The 19,651-nt window shown below is 68.1% G+C and carries 19 protein-coding genes; 11 read left to right on the top strand and 8 right to left on the bottom strand.

The window, feature by feature from the left end:
* The first annotated feature begins 189 nt into the window (after positions 1-189).
* The 5 genes from Q9R39_RS03865 to Q9R39_RS03885 all read left to right on the top strand — a co-directional run bounded on the left by Q9R39_RS03865 (position 190) and on the right by Q9R39_RS03885 (position 5,922).
* Positions 190-1,182, top strand: coding sequence for an acyl-ACP desaturase (locus Q9R39_RS03865; protein WP_058253529.1), 993 nt, complete (start codon positions 190-192; stop codon positions 1,180-1,182).
* A 59-nt stretch (positions 1,183-1,241) separates the two neighbouring features.
* The gene (gene dusB / locus Q9R39_RS03870; RefSeq protein WP_280361797.1) at positions 1,242-2,408 is read left to right on the top strand and encodes a tRNA dihydrouridine synthase DusB; all 1,167 of its coding nucleotides are present in this window, start codon (positions 1,242-1,244) and stop codon (positions 2,406-2,408) included.
* Between the two features lie 176 nt (positions 2,409-2,584).
* Entirely contained in the window at positions 2,585-4,837 is a 2,253-nt protein-coding gene (locus tag Q9R39_RS03875) for an LCP family protein (protein ID WP_311277124.1), read from the top strand.
* A gap of 107 nt (positions 4,838-4,944) precedes the next feature.
* Positions 4,945-5,607, top strand: coding sequence for a phosphate signaling complex protein PhoU (gene phoU, locus Q9R39_RS03880; protein WP_058253532.1), 663 nt, complete (start codon positions 4,945-4,947; stop codon positions 5,605-5,607).
* A 165-nt stretch (positions 5,608-5,772) separates the two neighbouring features.
* Positions 5,773-5,922, top strand: coding sequence for a hypothetical protein (locus tag Q9R39_RS03885; protein WP_165629676.1), 150 nt, complete (start codon positions 5,773-5,775; stop codon positions 5,920-5,922).
* A gap of 81 nt (positions 5,923-6,003) precedes the next feature.
* On the opposite strand, the gene pstB is transcribed toward Q9R39_RS03885, so the two are convergent.
* The 4 genes from pstB to pstS form a co-directional block, all read right to left on the bottom strand.
* Positions 6,004-6,780, bottom strand: coding sequence for a phosphate ABC transporter ATP-binding protein PstB (gene pstB / locus Q9R39_RS03890; protein ID WP_004022008.1), 777 nt, complete (start codon positions 6,778-6,780; stop codon positions 6,004-6,006).
* Between the two features lie 45 nt (positions 6,781-6,825).
* Positions 6,826-7,725, bottom strand: coding sequence for a phosphate ABC transporter permease PstA (pstA, locus tag Q9R39_RS03895; RefSeq protein ID WP_058253533.1), 900 nt, complete (start codon positions 7,723-7,725; stop codon positions 6,826-6,828).
* Positions 7,726-7,727: 2 nt separating this feature from the next.
* Positions 7,728-8,756 carry a phosphate ABC transporter permease subunit PstC gene (pstC, locus tag Q9R39_RS03900; RefSeq protein ID WP_137810317.1) on the bottom strand — a complete coding sequence of 343 codons (1,029 nt, stop codon included), beginning with the start codon at positions 8,754-8,756 and terminating at the stop codon, positions 7,728-7,730.
* A gap of 142 nt (positions 8,757-8,898) precedes the next feature.
* The gene (pstS, locus tag Q9R39_RS03905; RefSeq protein ID WP_311277125.1) at positions 8,899-9,978 is read right to left on the bottom strand and encodes a phosphate ABC transporter substrate-binding protein PstS; all 1,080 of its coding nucleotides are present in this window, start codon (positions 9,976-9,978) and stop codon (positions 8,899-8,901) included.
* A 195-nt stretch (positions 9,979-10,173) separates the two neighbouring features.
* Here pstS and Q9R39_RS03910 point away from each other — a divergent pair, with 195 nt between their 5' ends.
* Both Q9R39_RS03910 and Q9R39_RS03915 read left to right on the top strand, forming a co-directional pair.
* Complete coding sequence (locus Q9R39_RS03910; RefSeq protein ID WP_058253536.1) at positions 10,174-10,485, top strand: hypothetical protein; 312 nt, start codon at positions 10,174-10,176, stop codon at positions 10,483-10,485.
* Positions 10,479-10,754 (top strand): hypothetical protein, encoded by a 276-nt coding sequence (locus tag Q9R39_RS03915; protein WP_058253537.1) that lies wholly within the window; start codon positions 10,479-10,481, stop codon positions 10,752-10,754. The genes Q9R39_RS03910 and Q9R39_RS03915 overlap by 7 nt, the downstream gene beginning before the upstream one ends.
* Here Q9R39_RS03915 and mshD read toward each other — a convergent pair.
* On the bottom strand, positions 10,745-11,668 hold the full coding sequence (gene mshD / locus Q9R39_RS03920; RefSeq protein ID WP_058253538.1) for a mycothiol synthase: 924 nt from the start codon (positions 11,666-11,668) through the stop codon (positions 10,745-10,747). The two genes, Q9R39_RS03915 and mshD, sit on opposite strands and share 10 nt — an antisense overlap.
* Positions 11,649-12,455, bottom strand: coding sequence for a response regulator transcription factor (locus Q9R39_RS03925; RefSeq protein ID WP_058253539.1), 807 nt, complete (start codon positions 12,453-12,455; stop codon positions 11,649-11,651). Before Q9R39_RS03925 ends, mshD begins: the two co-directional genes overlap by 20 nt.
* A gap of 211 nt (positions 12,456-12,666) precedes the next feature.
* Between Q9R39_RS03925 and Q9R39_RS03930 the strand changes: the two genes are divergently transcribed.
* From Q9R39_RS03930 to Q9R39_RS03945, 4 genes are all read left to right on the top strand, one after another.
* Positions 12,667-13,524, top strand: a complete 858-nt coding sequence (locus Q9R39_RS03930) for a DUF2993 domain-containing protein (protein WP_058253540.1) — start codon at positions 12,667-12,669, stop codon at positions 13,522-13,524.
* Between the two features lie 389 nt (positions 13,525-13,913).
* Positions 13,914-14,753, top strand: coding sequence for a sulfurtransferase (locus tag Q9R39_RS03935; RefSeq protein WP_078113655.1), 840 nt, complete (start codon positions 13,914-13,916; stop codon positions 14,751-14,753).
* 5 nt (positions 14,754-14,758) lie between these two features.
* Positions 14,759-15,064 carry a DUF1416 domain-containing protein gene (locus Q9R39_RS03940; protein ID WP_010840619.1) on the top strand — a complete coding sequence of 102 codons (306 nt, stop codon included), beginning with the start codon at positions 14,759-14,761 and terminating at the stop codon, positions 15,062-15,064.
* Between the two features lie 266 nt (positions 15,065-15,330).
* Positions 15,331-16,041, top strand: coding sequence for an FABP family protein (locus Q9R39_RS03945; RefSeq protein WP_078113629.1), 711 nt, complete (start codon positions 15,331-15,333; stop codon positions 16,039-16,041).
* 6 nt (positions 16,042-16,047) lie between these two features.
* On the opposite strand, the gene Q9R39_RS03950 is transcribed toward Q9R39_RS03945, so the two are convergent.
* Positions 16,048-17,064, bottom strand: a complete 1,017-nt coding sequence (locus tag Q9R39_RS03950) for a hypothetical protein (RefSeq protein WP_311277126.1) — start codon at positions 17,062-17,064, stop codon at positions 16,048-16,050.
* Between the two features lie 118 nt (positions 17,065-17,182).
* Positions 17,183-19,306 carry a heavy metal translocating P-type ATPase gene (locus Q9R39_RS03955; RefSeq protein WP_311277127.1) on the bottom strand — a complete coding sequence of 708 codons (2,124 nt, stop codon included), beginning with the start codon at positions 19,304-19,306 and terminating at the stop codon, positions 17,183-17,185.
* Positions 19,307-19,651: the final 345 nt, after the last annotated feature.

Genomic DNA, 19,651 nt, shown 5'->3' on the forward strand with positions numbered 1-19,651 from the left:
GTGGCGACGGGGCGGCGCGGGGGACCCGGCCCGACACACCACGGTTCGGTGGGCGGGGTGCGCACCTCCCCACGACGACGTCGCGAACCACGGTCGTGGCCGCCGGCCACGCACGCGGATCGATCGACACGACGCACGACGACGACACGCAATGACGACACACGCGGACACGGTTCGGAGGACATCTATATGGCACGCGACCTGACGCAACTCGAGCTACTCAAGGAGCTGGCCCCGGTTGCCGAGGACAACGTCAACCGCCACCTCAAGATCGCCAAGGACTGGAACCCGCACGACTACGTGCCGTGGGACGAGGGCCGTAACTTCGCCGCCCTGGGTGGCGTCGACTACGACCCCGAGCAGTCGCAGCTCGACGAGGTCGCCAAGGCCGCGATGATCACGAACCTCCTCACCGAGGACAACCTGCCGTCGTACCACCGTGTCATCGCCGACAACTTCTCGATGGACTCCGCCTGGGGCCACTGGGTCGGTCGCTGGACCGCCGAGGAGAACCGCCACGGCATCGTCATGCGCGACTACCTCGTGGTCACCCGCGGCGTCGATCCCGTCGCCCTCGAAGAGGCGCGGATGATCCACATGACCAATGGTTACGACCCGATGCTGGCCGCCGCCGGACGCGTGGACGAGCTAGAGGAGCACGCCGACGAGCTCGGTCTGCTGCATTCCGTGGCGTACGTGACCTTCCAGGAACTCGCGACCCGCGTCAGCCACCGCAACACCGGCAAGGCGTGCAACGACCCGATCGCCGACAAGATGCTGCAGCGCATCGCGGCCGACGAGAACCTGCACATGATCTTCTACCGCAACATCTGCGGTGCGGGCTTCGACATCTCCCCCGACCAGACGCTGCGTGCCGTCACCGACATCGTGACCAACTTCCAGATGCCCGGCGCCGGCATGCCCAACTTCCGTCGCCACGGCGTGCTCATGGCCAAGCACGGCATCTACGACCTGCGTCAGCACCTCGAAGAGGTCGTCATGCCGGTCCTGCGTAAGTGGAACGTCTTCGAACGCGACGACTTCAGCAGCGAGGGCGAGAAGACCCGCGAGGAGCTCGCCGCCTTCCTCGAGCAGCTCGAGAAGGACACCATCCGCTTCGAGGAGATGCGCGACCGTTCGCTCGCCCGCGAGGCCAAGAAGCGGGAGCAGCAGGCATCCTGAGCACCCTCGTCGACAGCCACCCGGCGCCCTCGACCACCGAAGGCTCGCTTCCCAGCTCCCTGAGGAGCGAGCTTGCGAGCGTCTCGAAGGGACTGCGTATCGGGTCCATCGAACTGGCCAGCCCGGTCGTACTGGCCCCGATGGCGGGTGTCACCAACGTCGCGTTCCGGACGCTGTGCCGCGAACTCGAGCTCGCCCGCACCGGAACCGTCTCCGGGCTGTACGTCTGTGAGATGGTCACGGCGCGCGCGCTCGTGGAGCGGCACCCGGTCACGATGCACATGACGACCTTCGGACCCGACGAGAACCCGCGGTCGATGCAGCTCTACACCGTCGACCCGGAGTACACGTACCAAGCCGCGAAGATGATCGTCGACGAGAATCTCGCCGACCACATCGACATGAACTTCGGCTGCCCGGTCCCCAAGGTGACCCGCAAGGGCGGGGGGTCGGCGATCCCCTACAAGCGCACGCTGTTCCGCAAGATCGTCGCGGCGGCCGTCCGAGCCACCGAGGGCACCGACATCCCGGTGACGGTCAAGTTCCGGATCGGCATCGACGACGATCACCGCACCCATCTCGACGCCGGCCGGATCGCCGCCGAAGAAGGTGCCGCGGCCGTCGCCCTCCACGCGCGCACCGCATCGCAGCGATACTCCGGTGAGGCCGACTGGGACGAGATCGCCCGACTCAAGGAGCACGTCACCACCGTGCCGGTGCTCGGCAACGGCGACATCTTCGAACCCGCCGATGCGGTCGCGATGATGCGCCGGACCGGCTGCGACGGCGTCGTCGTCGGCCGCGGTTGCCTCGGCCGGCCCTGGCTGTTCGCCGAACTCGCCGCCGAACTCGGCGGTTTCGACGCTCCGGCGCCGCCGAACCTGGGCGAGGTCGCCGACATCATGGTCCGGCACTGCCAGCTCCTCGTCGATCACCACGGTGAGATGAAGGGTTGCCGCGAGATCCGCAAGCACGTCGCCTGGTACCTCCGCGGTTTCCCGGCCGGCTCGGAGATCCGGCGGCGGATGGCGCTCGTCGGCAGCGTCGACGAACTACGTGAACTGCTCGCCGAGCTGCCGGCCGACGCGCCGTTCCCCTCCGACGGTCACGGCCCGCGCGGCCGGCAGGGTTCGCCGGCGAAGGTCGCGCTGCCGGACGGCTGGCTCGACGACCCCGACGAGGACGTGATCCCCGCAGGCGCCGAGATCATGCACTCCGGCGGTTGAACCGGATTGCGAAAACCGTCACAACCGGTGCCCGGCTGAGACGCTTTCTCAGGTGGGATCAGTACTATTGCGCGGAGGTCCCGGCCGCCGGGGCCTCCATTCTGTGCGCACCGCGCTGGTCGAGCCCCGATCCGCGGTGACTCCGCGACACGACCACGGGGCATGAGGAACGTGCATTGAGTCGTAGGACACCGGGCCCGGACGACCCCGAGGTGGGCGACGCCGGTCGCTCTCGTCGTGGTCGACGCGCCGGACGCTCCCGCGACGACTTCGAGCCCGTCCCCGGTCCGGACGCGCCCGGTTCCACCGACCAGGGCTCCCCTCCCCCGGCGCACCCCAGCCTCCGCGAGCCACGCTCGGCAGATCGCTTCGTCCGGGGACGCACTCGCCTGACGGTCCGTCAGCTCATGGAGCAGATGAACGCGGAGGAGTCGTCGCCGTCGGAGCCCCCCGCCGGCTCCGGCCGGTCCGGCACCCGCCGCGCGACACCGCCGCGTCCGGAGTCGCGGACGTCCGAGCCCCCGTCGTCGACCCGCGGGCGGTCCCGCCGCACCGGACCGCCGTTCGGCGGAAGTGCCACGCCACCGGCGGCCCCGGGCGGGCGGGTCCCCGCAGCTCCGCAGCCGGCGCCCGACGACCGCCCGACGACCGTCCATCGTTTCGACAACGAGGTCACCCAGAAGATCCCCACCGTCGGCGACGCCGCGCCCGACCTGTCCGATCGCGCCACCGAGCAGCGGGTGATCGAGGAATCCCGCGCCCAGGAGCCGGTCGCCGGCGGCCCGGCCGGACCGCCGGCCCAGCCCCCGCTGGAACGCACACCCGACCTCACCGAACCCCTCGCCCTGCGCTCGGCGCCTCGGCGCCATCCCGGACGCGACGAGGACCGGCAGGGCGCGATGCTGCGCAAGACCGCCGCGACCGGACGCATCCTGGTCGCCATCGCGTGCGTGCTCGCATTGGTGGGCACCGGCTTCGTCTGGGGTTACCTGCAGTCGTGGAACGGCAACTGGCGGAACGTCACCGCCGTCGACCCCGACGACCAGAACATCCGGAACAAGGATGCCCAGTACGGCGACGAGACCTACCTCATCGTCGGTACCGACACTCGCGGTGGCCAGAACTCCAAGGTCGGCGCCGGCACCACCGCCGACGCCGAGGGCGCCCGTTCGGACACCGTCATCCTGGTGAACATCCCGGCCAACCGCAGTCGCGTCGTCGCGGTGTCGTTCCCGCGCGACCTGCAGGTGGATCAGCCGGCGTGCAACGCGTGGGACAACGAGACCGGTGAGTACGGCGCCGAGATGCCGGCCCAGTCCGGCGTCAAGCTCAACAGCGTCTACTTCTACGGCGGTCCGCAGTGTCTCGTTCGCGTGATCACCGCGATGAGCGGGCTCAACATCAACCACTTCATCGGGATGGACTTCTACGGCTTCGAGAAGGTCGTCCGCGCGATCGGCGGCGTCGAGGTCTGCTCGACGGTCCCGCTCTACGACTACGAGATCGGCCAGATCCTGCGTAAGCCGGGCAAGCAGAAGCTGACCGGCCGGCGCGCACTGAATTACGTTCGTGCCCGCAACATCAGCACGGAGGGCAACGGCGACTACGGCCGGATCAAACGCCAGCAGCTCTTCATGTCGTCGCTGTTGCGGTCGAGCCTGTCGGGCAATGTGCTGTCGAACCCCAACAAACTCAACGGGATCGTCAACACGTTCATCGAATACAGCTACGTCGACGGCGTCGACACCCAGTCGCTGATCAACCTGGCCGAGTCGATGCAGGGCATCGAGGCCGGCCGCGTCTCGTTCCTGACGATCCCGACGTCGGGTACCTCCACCGACGGCGCCAACAACGAGATCCCGCGCACCGACGACATCGACGCGATCTTCGACGCCATCATCGACGACCTGCCGCTCCCCGGCGAGCAGGCGCGCAAGAAGCCGCCGTCGTCGTCGAAGGCGCCGACGAGTCCCGGCGCACCGAGCACCGACTCGAACGCCGGCGCTCCCGGGCCCGTGACCGCGACCGCGCAGAACCCTGGCAATGTCGGCGTCCGGGTTCTCAACGGCACCGGCCAGACGGGCCTCGCCACCGAGGTGTCCGAGCAGCTCACGCCGTACGGATTCGACGTGCGGGGTGTCGCCGATGCGTCGGAGAACCGGGACGACACCGTCGTGCGGTACGGGCCGGGACAGCGCGACGCCGCCGCGACGCTGGCCGAGATGTTCCCGAACGCGAGCATCCAGCTCGACCGCACGGTCAAGTCGGGTGTCGAGCTCATCGTCGGTGCGGATTTCACCGGCTCTCTCGAGTCGGTACCGGCCTCCGGGGCGACCCTGACGGCGGACCAGCTCGCACCCGCGGAGAACACCGGCAATCTGCCCAACGACCTGGCCATCACGAACGCGGGCGACACCACCTGCACGTGATCTCAGGGTGTCGGTGCACTCGCAGGTGGACGGATCTGCACCCGACGTTCACTGGACGTTCATCGGTCGGAGTCGGCCTGGAGTGATCACGCACGTATCCTGGGACCATGCGTACCGCCTATCAAGAGCAACTCGAGGCGCTGACCTCGGTATTGGGTGAGATGTGCGAACTCGCCGGCACCGCGATGGCGCGCGCCACGCAGGCACTGCTGCAGGCCGATCTCGCCATCGCCGAAGAGGTCATCGGGGACACCGACCGGATGAGCCGGCTGACGGCTCGCGCGGAGGAACAGTCCTTCGCGCTCCTCGCCCTGCAGGCCCCGGTCGCCGGTGACCTGCGTGGAGTCGTGAGTGGATTCCAGATCGTCGCCGACGCCGATCGGATGGGTGCTCTGGCGCTGCACGTCGCCAAGGTCGCCCGGCGCCGACATCCCGCCAAGGCACTGCCGGAGGAGGTCAACGGCTACTTCGCCGAGATGGGCCGCCTGGCCGTCACCCTGGCCAAGAACGCACATGAGGTCCTCGTGACCAGCGACCCGCAGGCCGCCCTTCGTCTCCAGGAAGACGACGACGCGATGGACGACCTCCACCGCCACCTGTTCACCGTCCTGATGGACCGCGAATGGAAGCACGGCGTCGCCGCCGCGGTGGACGTGACCCTGCTCGGCCGCTACTACGAGCGGTTCGCCGACCACGCCGTACTCATCGGGCGCCGCGTGGTGTTCACCGCGACGGGCAAGACCCCGGAGCAGTTCCAGAGCGTGGGGTGATTTCTCTCGCTCGGTGCTGAACATCGAGCGAGGGCCACACCGAAAGAGGCCGAGAATTCAGTTTCCGACACTGAATCTCGGCCTTTTTTCATGTCCGTGAATATTTTGGCCCCAGCGACGTCGAGGAGATTTCACACGCGCCGAGGTCGTCGTTAGGGTGGCGACATGGCCCAGCACTATCCGACCGAGCCCGATTTCAATGCGGTGACCGACGAGGACGCAGAGGCTGCCGCCCACCGCCGCAAGATCCTGGCGTACCTGGGTGTGACCGCGTCGCTGGTCGCTCTGCTGGTGATCCTGCTGCTCAACATGTGACACCCGGACACGACGACCCCCGGCACGACGAGGCCCGCTCCCCCGGACGGGTGAGCGGGCCTATTCGTGTCCTGCGGAACCTCAGCCGAAGCGGCCCGAGATGTAGTCCTCGGTCTCCTTCTTCGTCGGGTTCGAGAACATCGTCTCGGTGTCGTTGATCTCGACGAGCTGTCCCGGCTGGCCGACCGCCTCGAGGTTGAAGAACGCGGTCTGATCGCTGACGCGGGCGGCCTGCTGCATGTTGTGGGTCACGATGACGATGGTGTACTCCTTCTTGAGTTCACCCATCAGGTCCTCGATGGCCAGCGTCGAGATCGGGTCGAGCGCCGAACACGGCTCGTCCATGAGCAGGACGTCGGGAGAGACCGCGATGGCGCGGGCGATGCACAGACGCTGCTGCTGACCACCCGACAGTCCGCCGCCCGGCTTGTCCAGGCGATCCTTGACCTCTTCCCAGAGGTTGGCGCCGCGCAGGCTCTTCTCGGCGACGTCGTCGAGCTGTGATCGGTTCCGCACACCCTGCAGACGCAGGCCGGCGACGACGTTGTCGCGGATCGACATCGTCGGGAACGGGTTCGGCCGCTGGAACACCATGCCGATGGTCGCGCGCACGCTCACCGGGTCCACGGTCTTGCCGTAGATGTCCTCGCCGTCGAGCAGCACGCTGCCCTTGGCGTAGGCACCCGGGGTGACCTCGTGCATGCGGTTGAGGGTTCGGAGCACGGTCGACTTACCGCAGCCCGACGGGCCGATGAACGCGGTGATGCAGCGCGGCGGCACCTCGAGGGTGACGTCCTTGACCGCGTGGAAGTCGCCGTAATAGATGTTCAGGTCTTTGATGTCGAGGCGCTTTGCCATGTCATTGGTCCGTTCTGGAAAAGATGACCCGAGAAGGGTGGGTGGTCAGGAAGTCTTGGGGGCGAAGATCTTCGACACCGCCTTGGCGCCGAAGTAGACGATGGCAACGAGGATCACCAATGTCAGCGCCGCGCCCCATACCTGATCGAAGGCGCCCGGTCCGTTGTTGTACTGCTGCACCATCATCAGCGGCAGCGACTGCTGGTTGCCGTCGAAGGGATTCCAGTTCATCGCGCGGGTGGCACCGACGAGGATGAGGACCGGCGCCGATTCGCCCATGACCCGGGCGATGGCCAGCATGACGCCGGTGACGATGCCCGACAGAGCCGTCGGCAGGACGATCTTCACGATCGTCTTCCACTTCGGGATACCCAGGGCGTACGACGCCTCGCGCAGGTCCTGCGGGACGATCTTCAGCATCTCTTCGGTGGCGCGCACCACGAGCGGGACCATCAGCAGCACCAGCGCGATCGCGACCACGAATCCCGAGCGGGGCAATCCGAGGGTGGTGCGCCACACCGCGTAGACGAACAGCGCGGCGACGATCGAGGGCACACCCGAGAGGATGTCGACCATGAACGTGGTGACACGCGCGAGCAGCGATTTCTTCGTCGCGTACTCCACCAGATAGATGGCGACGAAGATGCCGAGCGGGATGGAGATGACCGCCGCGAGGGCGGTCTGCATCAGCGTGCCGACGATCGCGTTGGCGGCGCCGCCGCGTCGCTCGGCCTGGGTCCACCAGTCGATGTCGATGATCGTCTCGATACCCCGCGACACCAGCGTGAAGACCAACCAGAGCAGGGGAACCAGCGCCAGCAGCAGGGCGGCCATGACGGCGACACGGACGGTCCCGTCGGTGAAACGTCGGCGCCCGGACATCGGGGTGAAGCCGGAGGGCTTCTTGACCGGATCGGCCGCGGAAGTAGTCGTGGTCACAGACATGGTCACTTCTTTCCGGCGACGACCGCGCGGGCGGCGGCGTTGACGATGAAGGTCAGGACGAACAGGGTCAGGCCGGCCGAGATGTAGGCACCGGTCTTGGCGGGCGAGTCGAATTCGGCCGCGTTGTTGGCGATCTTGGTCGCGAAGGTCTCGCCGCTCTCCATGAGGTTGAAGTTCATGGGACCGGCGGTCGAGATGATGAGCAGCAGCGCCATCGTCTCGCCGAGCGCGCGACCCAGACCGAGCATAGAACCGGAGATGTAGCCGGAGAACCCGAAGGGCAGCACGGCGACCTTGACGACCTCGAACTTGGTGGCGCCCAGGGCGAGCGCGGCTTCACGATGCCCCTTGGGGGTCTGCATGAAGACCTCGCGCGTGACCGCGGTGATGATCGGCAGGATCATGACCGCCAGCACGATGCCTGCGGTCAGCAGCGTGCCGCCGGTGCTCATGTTCGCGATCTGGGTGGGCTCCTGGAAGAACGGCAGGAAGCCGAGATTGCCGACCAGCCACTCGTTCACCGGCACCAGCGCCGGGCCGAGCACGAGAATGCCCCAGAGGCCGTAGACGATGGACGGCACCGCCGCGAGGAGGTCGACGGTGTAGGTGATCGGGCCGACGAAGCGCTTCGGCGCGTACTCGGTGAGGAAGATCGAGATACCCAGCGCCACCGGCATGGCGATCAGCAGCGCGATGACCGACACCACGACCGTTGCGTAGAACAGCTGGGGGATACCGAAGGCGAGCTGATCTCCGCTGGTGATCCACTGCCCGGTGTAGGTGAAGAAGTTCTCCTCGTTCTGCGCCAGCGACGGAATCGCCTGTGCGAGAAGGAAGAGTGCGATCAGCGCGATGACGATCGAGACCACGAATCCCGAGCCGACGGCCAGGGTGCGGAACACCCGGTCGGCGACGCGGTGATGCGCGGCCGCGTGGAGCGAGGATCCGGGTTGGTCGGGCGATGACCCGGGGGCCTGGAATTCGCCGGTGTCCGGCGGGATCGCGCCACCCTCTTTGCTCAGCGAGGTCATGCGTCCTTCTTGTGATTCGGCTCTGGTCATTGGGGCCACTTCCCGCCGTCTCGTGGACACGCGAAATGTCGTGTCAGTGTGTCAACCACACGCGCGGGACCGCAACCGAGGCGGCCCCGCGCACGTGATCAGAGGGGATTGATCAGGCGTTCCCGGACCCACCGGACAGCGAGTCGATGGTCCCCTGCAGCTTGGTCTTGAAGGCGTCGGGTACCGGCACGTAGCCGATCTCCTCGAGGCCGGCCTGGCCGTCGTTCAGGACCGCGGTGAACGCGTCCTTCAGCGTCTGGCTGGTGGCCTCGTCCTCGTAGCCCGCCGAGCAGACGATCGAGTACGGGGTGAGCAGCAGCGGGTAGGCGCCCGGAGCCTTCGAAGCGAACAGGGCGTCGGTGTCGACGACGAGGTCCTTGCTGGCCGGATCGGCGAAGGCCAGCGACTCGAGGGCGTTGCCCGCGCTCTCCGCGTTCAGCGTGACCGGGCCGGCGCCGAAGTCGATCTGAGCGACACCGAGGTCGTTCTCGGTGGCGAAGCCCCACTCGACGTAGGTGATCGAACCCGGGGTCTTCTTGACGGTGTCGCCGACGCCGGTCGACTTCGAGGCACCGGAACCGACACCCTTGGGTGCGAATTCCTTGCTGTGCTCGTACGGCCAGTCAGCGGGGGCCGAGTTCTCCAGGAAGCGCTGGAAGTTGTCGGTGGTGCCCGAGCTGTCCGAGCGGTACACCGGCACGATGTCGGTGGTGGGCAGCGACACACCGGGGTTCAGCGCGGCGATCTTGGGATCGTTCCAGGTGGTGATCTTGCCGTTGAAGATCTGCGCGATGACGCTGGGATTGAGCTTGAGGTCCTCGACACCGTCGAGGTTGTAGGCGACCGCGACGGGGCCGACGACCAGCGGGAGGTGCCAGGGGGCGTTGCCGTTGCAACGTGCGGTGGCGTCGGTGACCTCGTCGTCCTTGAGGGCCGAGTCCGAGCCGGCGAAGTCGACGTCGCCCGCGATGAACTTCTTGATGCCGTCGCCCGAGCCGCTGCCGGTGTAGTCGAGCACGATGTCGCTGTTGTCGGTGAGGACCTGGCTGAAGTGCTCCATGGCCTTCTGCTGCGCGGTCGAGCCCTCGCCGCTGACAGTCTGTTCGCTTCCCCCACCGCCGCACGCCGTGACGAGTGTCAGTGCCGCGATCGCCGACACCGACGCCAGGGCGCCGTTCCGATTGATTTTCACCGCTGGTGTTGCCTTTCCGTTCGCGTTCCCCGCTCCGACTGGCGTCGGCTCCGGAGTGTCCGAGTGGAAAGCTATGGGGGCGTGGTGGACTGATCCCCTCCAAAAGATGAACGACAGGTGAACTGGCCAAGGCAGACGGGATGCGACCTGCCCAGGCGTGATCGTACGTGATCTGCGTAACCCGACATTCGAGACTTGGGCACCTGGCTACAGGACGGATCGTCGGGCTCGCGCGAATCGGCCCGCACACCCGGGGCGGGCTCCTGCCCTCGCCCCACCGGCGAGACCGCCCGGTGGCCTGCCCGACGACCGGCGGCCGCGCGACGCCTCGAGGCCGACGGGCACCATGTCGATCTGGTCGTCGTGGTGGACACGTTCGTCCCACCGCGGGTGCTGCATCGCGCCAAGCGCGCCGACCCGTCCCTCACGACGGCCACCACATATGAACCGCTCCCCGGAAAGAATCGTGGCGCCGACGAATTCGGGTTCCGCTCGCCGGTGTGGTGAGAACCTCGCCGACCGCCGACGCGCAGGCGCTCGAGGAACTCGGTGTCCGGGTGGCGCGGCTGCACCGCCCCCGCCCGTACACCGGTCGCGCGCTCGTGGTGCAGGGCAGCGAGAATCGTGACGACCCTTCGGTGTGGCGGCGGCACATCGTGACCGGGGACGTCGACGTCCTCCGTCTCGAGTGCAATCACCTGTCCGTGGTTCGCGAGCCCCACATCGGCGACGTCGTCGACGCCATCGGCGCCGCACTCGGGCAGCCTCAGCCGTAGGCGACGTCGACGGCGTATCGGGTGAACCCGAGGCGCTCGTAGGTGTGCAGCGCGGCGACGTTGTCACCCTCCACGTAGAGGTTGATCTCCGAGACGCCCTCGCGCGCAAGGTGATGCAGGCCGGCGAGCGTCAACAACCGACCCAGTCCGCGACCCTGCGCCGCAGGATCGACGCCGACGATGTACACCTCGCCGAGGTCCGCGTCGTGCCGCTTCGTCCAGTGGAACCCGAGGAGCTTGCCATCTCCCCCGCCCGATCCGTCGCCGGCACGGTCGAAGGCGAGGAACAAACCCGCCGGATCGAACCAGTCGGCGGCAACCCGTTCACGGATCTGCTCCGGCGACCAGCCACCCTGCTCGGGATGCCAGTCGAAGGCCGCGTTGTTCACCCGCAGGATCTCGGCGTCATCGGCCGGTCCGGCATAGGTCCGCAGGTCGACCGTCGGGTCGACGACGAGTTCGGGGAGTTCGTGGCCGGGTCCGACCGGGCGGCGCAGCTGCAGCAGTTCGCGACGTTTCGTCAGCCCCATCGCCGCGGCGAGCGCCACCGCACCAGGCAGATTTCCATGAGCCCACACCCGGACCCCCGACCCCGATTCGGGCGCGGCCCCGAACGCCGCGTCGAGCAGCGCCCGGCCATGTCCCTCCCGTCGGTGCGCCGGGTCGACAACCGCCTCGATCATCGCCGGCTCGCCGTCGCGACCGGGGACGATGACGGCGTACCCCGCCTTCGACCTGACGTGCACGATCGGCGAGCCCTCGGGGGCGTCGATCGCGGCGACCGCCCCCTCCGAGAGCGGGGCGACACCATCGGCGTCGTTCGCCTCGCGCACCAAACGGTGAGCGAATTCAGCGACGTCGTCGGGCAGTGCGCCTCGACGCACCTGCGGGTCCTCAGTTCCCGGCACTGGCACTGAACTCCTCGTCGAACGGATCGGGACCGTCGAGCGCGTCGTCGAAGTCATCGGTGCCGACCGCATCGGGGCCAGAGGCGTCCTCGGACAGGTCGGCGTCGGCCGCGGGCGCCCGGCCACGCGTCGGACGGACTGCCTTGTATCCGACGTTGCGGACGGTCCCGATCAGCGACTCGTGCTCGCTGCCGAGTTTGGCGCGGAGTCGACGGACATGGACGTCGACGGTGCGGGTGCCGCCGAAGAAGTCGTACCCCCACACCTCCTGGAGCAGCTGGGCGCGCGTGAACACGCGACCCGCATTCTGCGCCAAGTACTTCAGGAGCTCGAACTCCTTGTAGGTCAGGTCGAGCGGACGTCCGCGCAGGCGTGCGGTGTAGGTCCCCTCGTCGATGACGAGTTCCCCCAGCGTGACCTTGCCCGAGGACTCCTCCGCAGCAACCCCCCGGGTTCGAACCACGAGCAGGCGCAACCGGGCATCGAGTTCGGCCGGACCGGTACCCGGCAGCAGGAATTCGTCGATGCCCCAGTCCGCGTTGACCGCGACCAGCCCGCCCTCGGTCAGCACCGCCGCGACCGGCACCGAGGAGCCGGTGCTGCCCAACAGGCGGCACAGCCCGCGGGCCGCCGCCAGGTCGGCGCGGGCATCGACCAGCGCCACATCGGCGTTCCCCGCCTCCATGAGTGACGACACCTCGGTCGGAGCGGTCCGCACCGTGTGCGCGAGCAGCGACAACGACGGCAAGACCGACTCCGGATTCGGGTCGGCCGTCAACAACAAGAGATCCACCCAGCACTCCGATCTCGTTCGTCCCCGTCCCGGACCATCCAGATCGCTCACCACGACGTGAACGCCACCCGCGCGTGGCTCGGCGATTGTTTACGCCGCCTTACCAACGTGTGCGAGATAGGTGACAGAATAGCGCCACCGGCGCGCTCACCTGTTAACAAGGCGACCACGACCGCCGGATGACCACGACGGGGAGGGTGATCGGCCGAGCATGCCGCGCATCCGGAAAGTGCTCGTCATCGGTGTGGTCGCCGCCCTGGCCGCCGCGGGGGTCGCGCTCGGCGTCGACGTCGGGGCCGCCGTTCGCGGGGAGCATCAGTTCTCCCGCGCCCTCGCCCAATCCCCCCGCGTGACTTTCGATCCCGAGGTCACCATCGCGGGTTTCCCGTTCACCCCGCAGTCGTCCGCCGGTCACTTCGACGGGGCCACGATCGCCGCCCGCGGCGTCGAACTACCCGGGTGTCCGCCCGCCCGCGGAGTCTGCCGCGGTGAGCTGGGTGCTTCTCTCGGCCCGTTCGACGTGGCCGACGGCAGCGGATTCTCGGCGAGTGATGTTCTCCACACCGGCTCGATCTCGGCGTACACCCGCCTCGATGCCGTCACCCTGGCCCGGTATCTGCGCATCATCGACCTGACCGTCAGCACCCCGGGACCGGACGACACGGCGGGCGCAGGCGGGCCCCAGGACGGCATCGTCAGTCGCGAGACCGGCGTCGTGCTCACCGGCACGGTCGCACTGCCGCCGGGCGACGGGCTCGATCCCGCCGACCCGCCGTCGGCGTCGTCCTACGACCGCCCCAAGGTGCGGGTGAGTGTGTCCGTCGACCTCTCCGTCGTCGACGGCGCACTGGACATCCGGGCGACCGGCTTCTACACCGGCCCCGAACGCCACGTCGACGCCGAGGTCCCGGCGGAATTCCGCGCCGCCGTGCTCGATCGGTTCAGCCTGACGCTCCCGCGCCTGCCGATGGCCTGGGATGTCGAACCCGATCGCGCGGAGAGTTTCGGCGGGGACGTCCAACTGGTCGGCGACTCCGGTCCGGCATCGGTGCGCCTCGACCGCTTCTGAGCAGTTCAGACCGTGTTCTCCCGGTCTCGGCGGCAAAGCACCCCGGCCGTTGGGGGCTCGATCGGCTCTGTTGTACCCTCGTGGGCATGCAGCAGCGCCGTGAGTACTTGCTCACACGACGCCGGGCGATCGACTTCTGTCGTGTCGCCGACTGCTGTTGTCGCACTCGCCGTTGACGGTGTGACCAACCCGTGCTGCGTTGAGCAGCCGGTCCGCCCACACCGTCGATGAGAACGGGGGCGTCTCCACCGAGGTCTGCGACCTCGTTCCCATGCGCCGTCACCCGTGCTCATCTCCCCGAGACGCGGGCATCCTTCTCGCGCCTCACCGTCTCCACCATCTCCATCTGTTCGATGACCATCACCGATCCACTCCGAAAGGACACCGCCATGGCACGTTCCGACGTCCTGGTCAGCACCGAATGGGCTGAGCAGAACCTCAAGGCCGACAAGACCGTCTTCGTCGAGGTCGACGAGGACACCTCGGCCTACGACGGCGGGCACATCGCCGGCGCCGTCAAGCTCGACTGGAAGACCGACCTGCAGGATCCGGTCCGCCGCGACTTCGTCGATGCCGAACAGTTCGGCAAGTTGCTCTCCGAGCGCGGGATCGCGAACGACGACACCGTGATCCTCTACGGCGGCAACAACAACTGGTTCGCTGCATACGCCTACTGGTACTTCAAGCTGTACGGCCACAACGACGTCAAGCTCCTCGACGGCGGCCGCAAGAAGTGGGAGCTCGACGGTCGCCCGCTGTCCAGCGACGCCGTCAGCCGTCCCGCCACGACCTACAAGGCCGGCGAGCCGGATGTCAGTATCCGCGCGTTCCGCGATGAGGTCGTCGACGCCATCGGCACCAAGAACCTCGTCGACGTGCGCAGCCCGGACGAGTTCTCCGGCAAGATCCTCGCGCCGGCCCACCTCCCGCAGGAGCAGAGCCAGCGTCCCGGTCACATCCCGAGCGCGATCAACGTGCCGTGGAGCAAGGCCGCCAACGAGGACGGCACCTTCAAGTCCGACGAGGAGCTCAAGGAGCTCTACGGCGAGGCGGGACTCGACGGCTCGAAGGACACCATCGCGTACTGCCGCATCGGCGAGCGGTCGAGCCACACCTGGTTCGTGCTGAAGGAACTGCTCGGCCAGCAGAACGTCAAGAACTACGACGGCAGCTGGACCGAGTACGGCTCGCTGATCGGCGTCCCGATCGAACTCGGAGAAGGAAAGTAAGAGATATGTGTGCTGCACCCAAGCAGGGACAGAAGCTGCCCGCTGGCGTCGACGTGGAGAAGGAGACCGTCCTGACCGGACAGGTCACCGACGGCTCGGGTTCGCCCGTCGCCGGCGCCTTCGTGCGTCTGCTCGACTCGACCGGTGAGTTCACCGCCGAGGTCGTGGCATCGCCCACCGGCGACTTCCGTTTCTTCGCCGCCCCCGGCACCTGGACGCTGCGCGCCCTGTCCGCGGTGGGCAACGGCGACGTGACGATCAGCCCCGAGGGCCCCGGCATCCACGAGAAGGACATCACCGTCTCGAAGTGACGCCACGCTCGACCCGGCAGCCCGGTCACCGCACCCGCGGTGACCGGGCTGTCTCGTTCTCTCCGCCCTCTGATCCCACTGGTCCCTGAGGTGCGAGGAGCGTAAGCGACGAGCCACGAAGGGCCCACCCCTCGACGGCGCCCTGACCACGGCGGGGTTAGAATTCCCCTCGTGGTCCTCTTCTTCGAAATCCTGCTGATCCTGGCCGCCGTGCTGATCACCTGGTTCGGTGTCTACACCCTGTACCGCCTGGTGACCGACGAGTCGTGACGCCCCCACCCGGCGGCACGACGGCCGACGGCCCTGCCGACCCGGACCCGTCCGAGGACGGTTCTGCCGACGCACTCTCGCAACCGCGTCGGTCCGGTGACGAGGCGATCAGTCAGGCCGAGGCCCGGGCGGTGGAGTCCGGCAGCCGTGAACGCAACGTCCCCACATGGGATGATCTGCCGCTCCCGGCCGACACCGCGAACCTCCGCCTCGGCGCGGACCTGCATCCCGGCCTCCTCGCACTCCTGCCGCTCGTCGGCGTGTGGCGTGGCGAGGGCGAAGGCCACGATCCCCAGACGGACACCGACTATCACTTCGCTCAGCAGATCGTCGTGTCCCACGACGGCCAGAACTTCCTCACCTGGGAGTCCCGCTCGTGGGTGATCGACGACGATGCTGCCTACCAGCGGCCCGACCTCCGCGAGTCCGGGTTCTGGCGGATCGGTGAGGACGACACCATCGAATTGCTCCTCGCCCACGCCGAGGGCTCGATCGAACTCTTCTACGGCACTCCCCTGAATCAGACCACCTGGGAACTCGCCACCGACGTCGTCATCAAGGCAGAATCAGGTCAACGCACCGGCGGCGCCAAACGGCTGTACGGACTCGTCGCCGACGGCGACCTCGCCTACGTCGAGGAGCGCGTCGACGCCGACGGGGACCTCACCCCGCGGCTCTCCGCCAAGCTGCGCCGCCACGTCGGCTGATCCACCTCATCGACGGAACCCGCGGCAGGGACGCGCGCCCTGCTCCCGGCGGCTCGCACATTCGCCCCGCTCGCTTCGCTCCCGGCGGCTCGGCCCCCTGCTCCCTGAGGTGCGAGCGAAGCGAGCCTCGAAGGGCCGCCGATCCGAGAACGCAAGGTACAGATTGCGTTTCGGCAGCGCGCTGTACACCGGCGCGCCGAGCATGACGACGACCGAACCGTAGGCGGTGACTTCCCCCGGCCGACCCGCCCAACCGGGATGCACGGTTCCCGACCTCGACATGTACGGGGCGTGCCCGGCCGTGCCGCCGCCCCGGCGACCGACGACCGAGAACACCTCAGCGCGGGCGGACTGCGGGGAGAGTTCGAAGACGGCACGCCCACCCGGTGGGCATTCGACGAAGGTGAACTCCGTGCCGGACCGATGGACCACCCCGATCCAGTCGCTGCCCGCGTTGCGTACGACGAACGTCGAACCGCCCGTCCGGTACTGGTACGAGACACCGGCCGCCGCGGCATCGAGCATGTGCCGACCGGAGACACCGCCGTTCCACTCCGCGCTCCACGGGGTGAGATATCGCTGGTCGAGGAACTCGCGGCGGGTGGGGATCGGAACCGTCACCGGCATCACCCGCCCGTCGCGCACCCACACCGCGCCGTACAGAACCGGCCGGCCGGCAGCGGTGCGGGGGGCCTGGAGGTAGGTGAGCGAATCCACCTCCGGCAGAGCGATTTCCGAACCGGGAGTCAAGAGTTCGACATACGACCGGCCATCCTCGAGCAGGACCACGGCAGCCACGTCGTGCACACCGCGGTTGTGGACGGCGATGCGGTCACCGGGCTCCCGCGACAGGTCCTCGGCGTGGAACAAGCCGGCGGCGTGCGGGTCGGCGAACGCGAATCGGGGTGCCGACGCCGTCCCGAAGTCCGGGTCGCCCGGGGTCCAGTAGTTCTCGCCCACCACGGGTTCGATGCGATCGCGATCCTGCGTCCCGACCGCCGCGGCGACATGCATGGTCACCATGTCTTCTTCTCCCTCTCGACGCCCCGGCGGGCGCCGTGGACTGTGCTGTGCTCCCAGTCCAGCGGTTTCACGCCGCGGTTTCGCGAGTACTGCGCTACGCGAATCTCGTAGCGCTGCCCTACCTGCGCCCGGACCGGTTTCGGATGGAACCGGGACGCAGATCGAGTCGACGCAGCAGCTGTGCGTTCAACGCCACGACCACCGTCGAGGCGGACATCAGGATCGCGCCGACACTCATGGGCAGGACGAACCCGATCGGCGCCAGGATCCCGGCCGCCAACGGCACCGAGATGAGGTTGTAACCCGCTGCCCACCAGAGGTTCTGCGCCATCTTCCGGTAGCCGGCACGCGACAGCTCGATGACCGACAGGACCGATCGCGGATCAGAGGAGGCGAGGATGACGCCGGCCGAGCCGATGGCCACGTCGGTGCCGGCACCGATCGCGATCCCGACGTCGGCCTGCGCGAGTGCGGGGGCGTCGTTGACGCCGTCGCCGACCATCGCGACGCGACGACCTTCGTGCTGCAGGTCCGCGACAATGGCGGCCTTGTCCTCGGGCCGGACCCCGGCGTACACCCGGTCGATGCCCAACCGGCCGGCGACATCGTCGGCCACCGCCTGCGCGTCGCCGGTGATCATCACGACCTGCACGTCGAGAGCGTGGAGTTCGTCCACGGCCACACGCGACTCCGGACGGACCTCGTCGGCGAGCCGGAACGCCCCTACGACACGATCGTCGACGAGCACGTGCAGGATGATCGCCCCCTGCTCCCGCCACGACGACGCGACGGGCAGTTCGTCGAGGCCGTGCTCGGCGAGCAGGTTGGGTCCACCCACCCGGACCCCGTGGCCGTCGACGGATGCAGACACCCCCACCGCAGGCGACGAGGAGAAGTCCTGTGCGACGGGCAGATCGATTCCCTCATCTCGAGCGGCCCGCACGATCGCCGAGGCCAGCGGATGCTCACTGCCCGCCTCCGCGGCGGCCGCGAGGGTCAGCACTCGACGCCGGTCCTGCCCGGGAGCCGGTTCGAGCTCGAGGACGGTCGGTTCTCCCTTCGTCAGGGTGCCGGTCTTGTCGAAGAGCACGGCGTCGACGTTGCGCATCGACTCGAGGGCGAGCCTGTCCTTGATCAGGACCCCGGCACGCGCGGCCCGCTCTGTGGCGATGGAGACGACGAGCGGGATCGCGAGTCCCAACGCGTGGGGGCATGCGATGACCAGCACCGTGATCACGCGAACGACGGCCTCGTCGGGCGATCCGACCGCGGTCCAGGCGATCGCGGTGAGGACCGCGGCGCCGAGTGCGAACCAGAACAGCCACCCGGCCGCGGTATCGGCGAGTCGTTGGGCCCGTGACGACGATGCCTGCGCATCGGCGACGAGGCGTCCGATCCCGGCCAGCGCGGTGTCGTCGCCGGTCGCGGTCACGCGGACCCGCAGTCCGGAATCGGTCGCGACGGTGCCGGCGACCACGACGTCACCGACCTCCCGCCGAACGGGTGCCGACTCCCCGGTGACCATCGACTCGTCCATGCTCGCCGAACCGTCGACGATGGCGCCGTCGGCGGGCACGGACCCGCCGGGCCGGACGACGACCACGTCGCCGACGACCAGTTCCTCGGGAGATACCGAGATGATGTCGCTGCCCACGACCTTCTCGGCCTCGTCCGGAAGGAGCGCGGCGAGTGAGTCGAGAGCCGATGTCGTCCGGGCCAGCGAGCGCATCTCGATCCAGTGGCCGAGCAGCATGATCACGACGAGCAGTGCCAGCTCCCACCAGAAATTCAGGTGGTGGTCGAACAGGTGCAGCGTCGAACCCCAGGAGGCGACGAAGGCGACGGTGAGCGCGAGCGAGATCAGAAGCATCATCCCCGGGCGACGAGCTCGGAGCTCGGCGGCCGCGCCGACGAGGAACGGGCGCCCGCCCCACACGAAGAGAACTGTGCCGAGCAGCGGTGACACCCACCGGACCCACTCCGCGTCGGGCAGACCGTAGCCGAGTATGTCGGCGAACATGTCGTTGAAGGCCACGGTCGGGACCGCCAGCACGAGCATGATCCAGAACAGTCGCCGGAATTGCGCCACGTGGTCGCCGTGGCCCGCATGGCCGGCATGTCCGCCGTGGCCGGTGTGATCGGCGTGCCCCTCGTGGCCGTCGGGCCCGGGATCGAACTGGGGGCGGTGCGCGTGGTCGGCCGGTGCCGGCGTTGTCGGTGGATGGTCGTGGTGCGTGTTCATGAGGTCGAGGGTATACCCCCCTAGGGTATATACGCCAGGGGTACTTCTACCCTGTAGGGGTATTCACCGAACAAAACCGTCAGCAGACATGGAACGGCCCCCGCACCGCCCACGAAGGGCCTGCGCCGACCGGACCGGGTCGGGATGCGGGGGCCGGGTGACCACCTGGTATTCGCTTGCGCCGACCGGCGGGAATCCCGCCTCGGTGCGACACGAATGCCACACGGTCAACTGCTAACGGATGGTCACCTCACATGTCCGATGAGAAATCACTATCAGACCACCTCCTTCCTTGTGTACCCGCGAACGTACGCCCGATTCGGGCGGGCCGCAACGGATTAAGGC

Source organism: Gordonia sp. AC31 (assembly GCF_031844505.1).
Lineage (GTDB): Bacteria > Actinomycetota > Actinomycetes > Mycobacteriales > Mycobacteriaceae > Gordonia > Gordonia hongkongensis.

What these genes read in the sequence shown, in the direction of transcription:
- Q9R39_RS03885 (WP_165629676.1), top strand. Translation starts at nt 5,773, where the DNA reads ATGGCCCAGCACTATCCGACCGAGCCCGATTTCAATGCGGTGACCGAC.
- Q9R39_RS03940 (WP_010840619.1), top strand. Translation starts at nt 14,759, where the DNA reads ATGTGTGCTGCACCCAAGCAGGGACAGAAGCTGCCCGCTGGCGTCGAC.
- Q9R39_RS03955 (WP_311277127.1), bottom strand. Translation starts at nt 19,306, where the DNA reads ATGAACACGCACCACGACCATCCACCGACAACGCCGGCACCGGCCGAC.
- Q9R39_RS03930 (WP_058253540.1), top strand. Translation starts at nt 12,667, where the DNA reads ATGCCGCGCATCCGGAAAGTGCTCGTCATCGGTGTGGTCGCCGCCCTG.
- phoU (WP_058253532.1), top strand. Translation starts at nt 4,945, where the DNA reads ATGCGTACCGCCTATCAAGAGCAACTCGAGGCGCTGACCTCGGTATTG.
- pstA (WP_058253533.1), bottom strand. Translation starts at nt 7,725, where the DNA reads ATGTCTGTGACCACGACTACTTCCGCGGCCGATCCGGTCAAGAAGCCC.
- Q9R39_RS03865 (WP_058253529.1), top strand. Translation starts at nt 190, where the DNA reads ATGGCACGCGACCTGACGCAACTCGAGCTACTCAAGGAGCTGGCCCCG.
- pstB (WP_004022008.1), bottom strand. Translation starts at nt 6,780, where the DNA reads ATGGCAAAGCGCCTCGACATCAAAGACCTGAACATCTATTACGGCGAC.
- Q9R39_RS03935 (WP_078113655.1), top strand. Translation starts at nt 13,914, where the DNA reads ATGGCACGTTCCGACGTCCTGGTCAGCACCGAATGGGCTGAGCAGAAC.
- Q9R39_RS03950 (WP_311277126.1), bottom strand. Translation starts at nt 17,064, where the DNA reads ATGGTGACCATGCATGTCGCCGCGGCGGTCGGGACGCAGGATCGCGAT.
- pstC (WP_137810317.1), bottom strand. Translation starts at nt 8,756, where the DNA reads ATGACCTCGCTGAGCAAAGAGGGTGGCGCGATCCCGCCGGACACCGGC.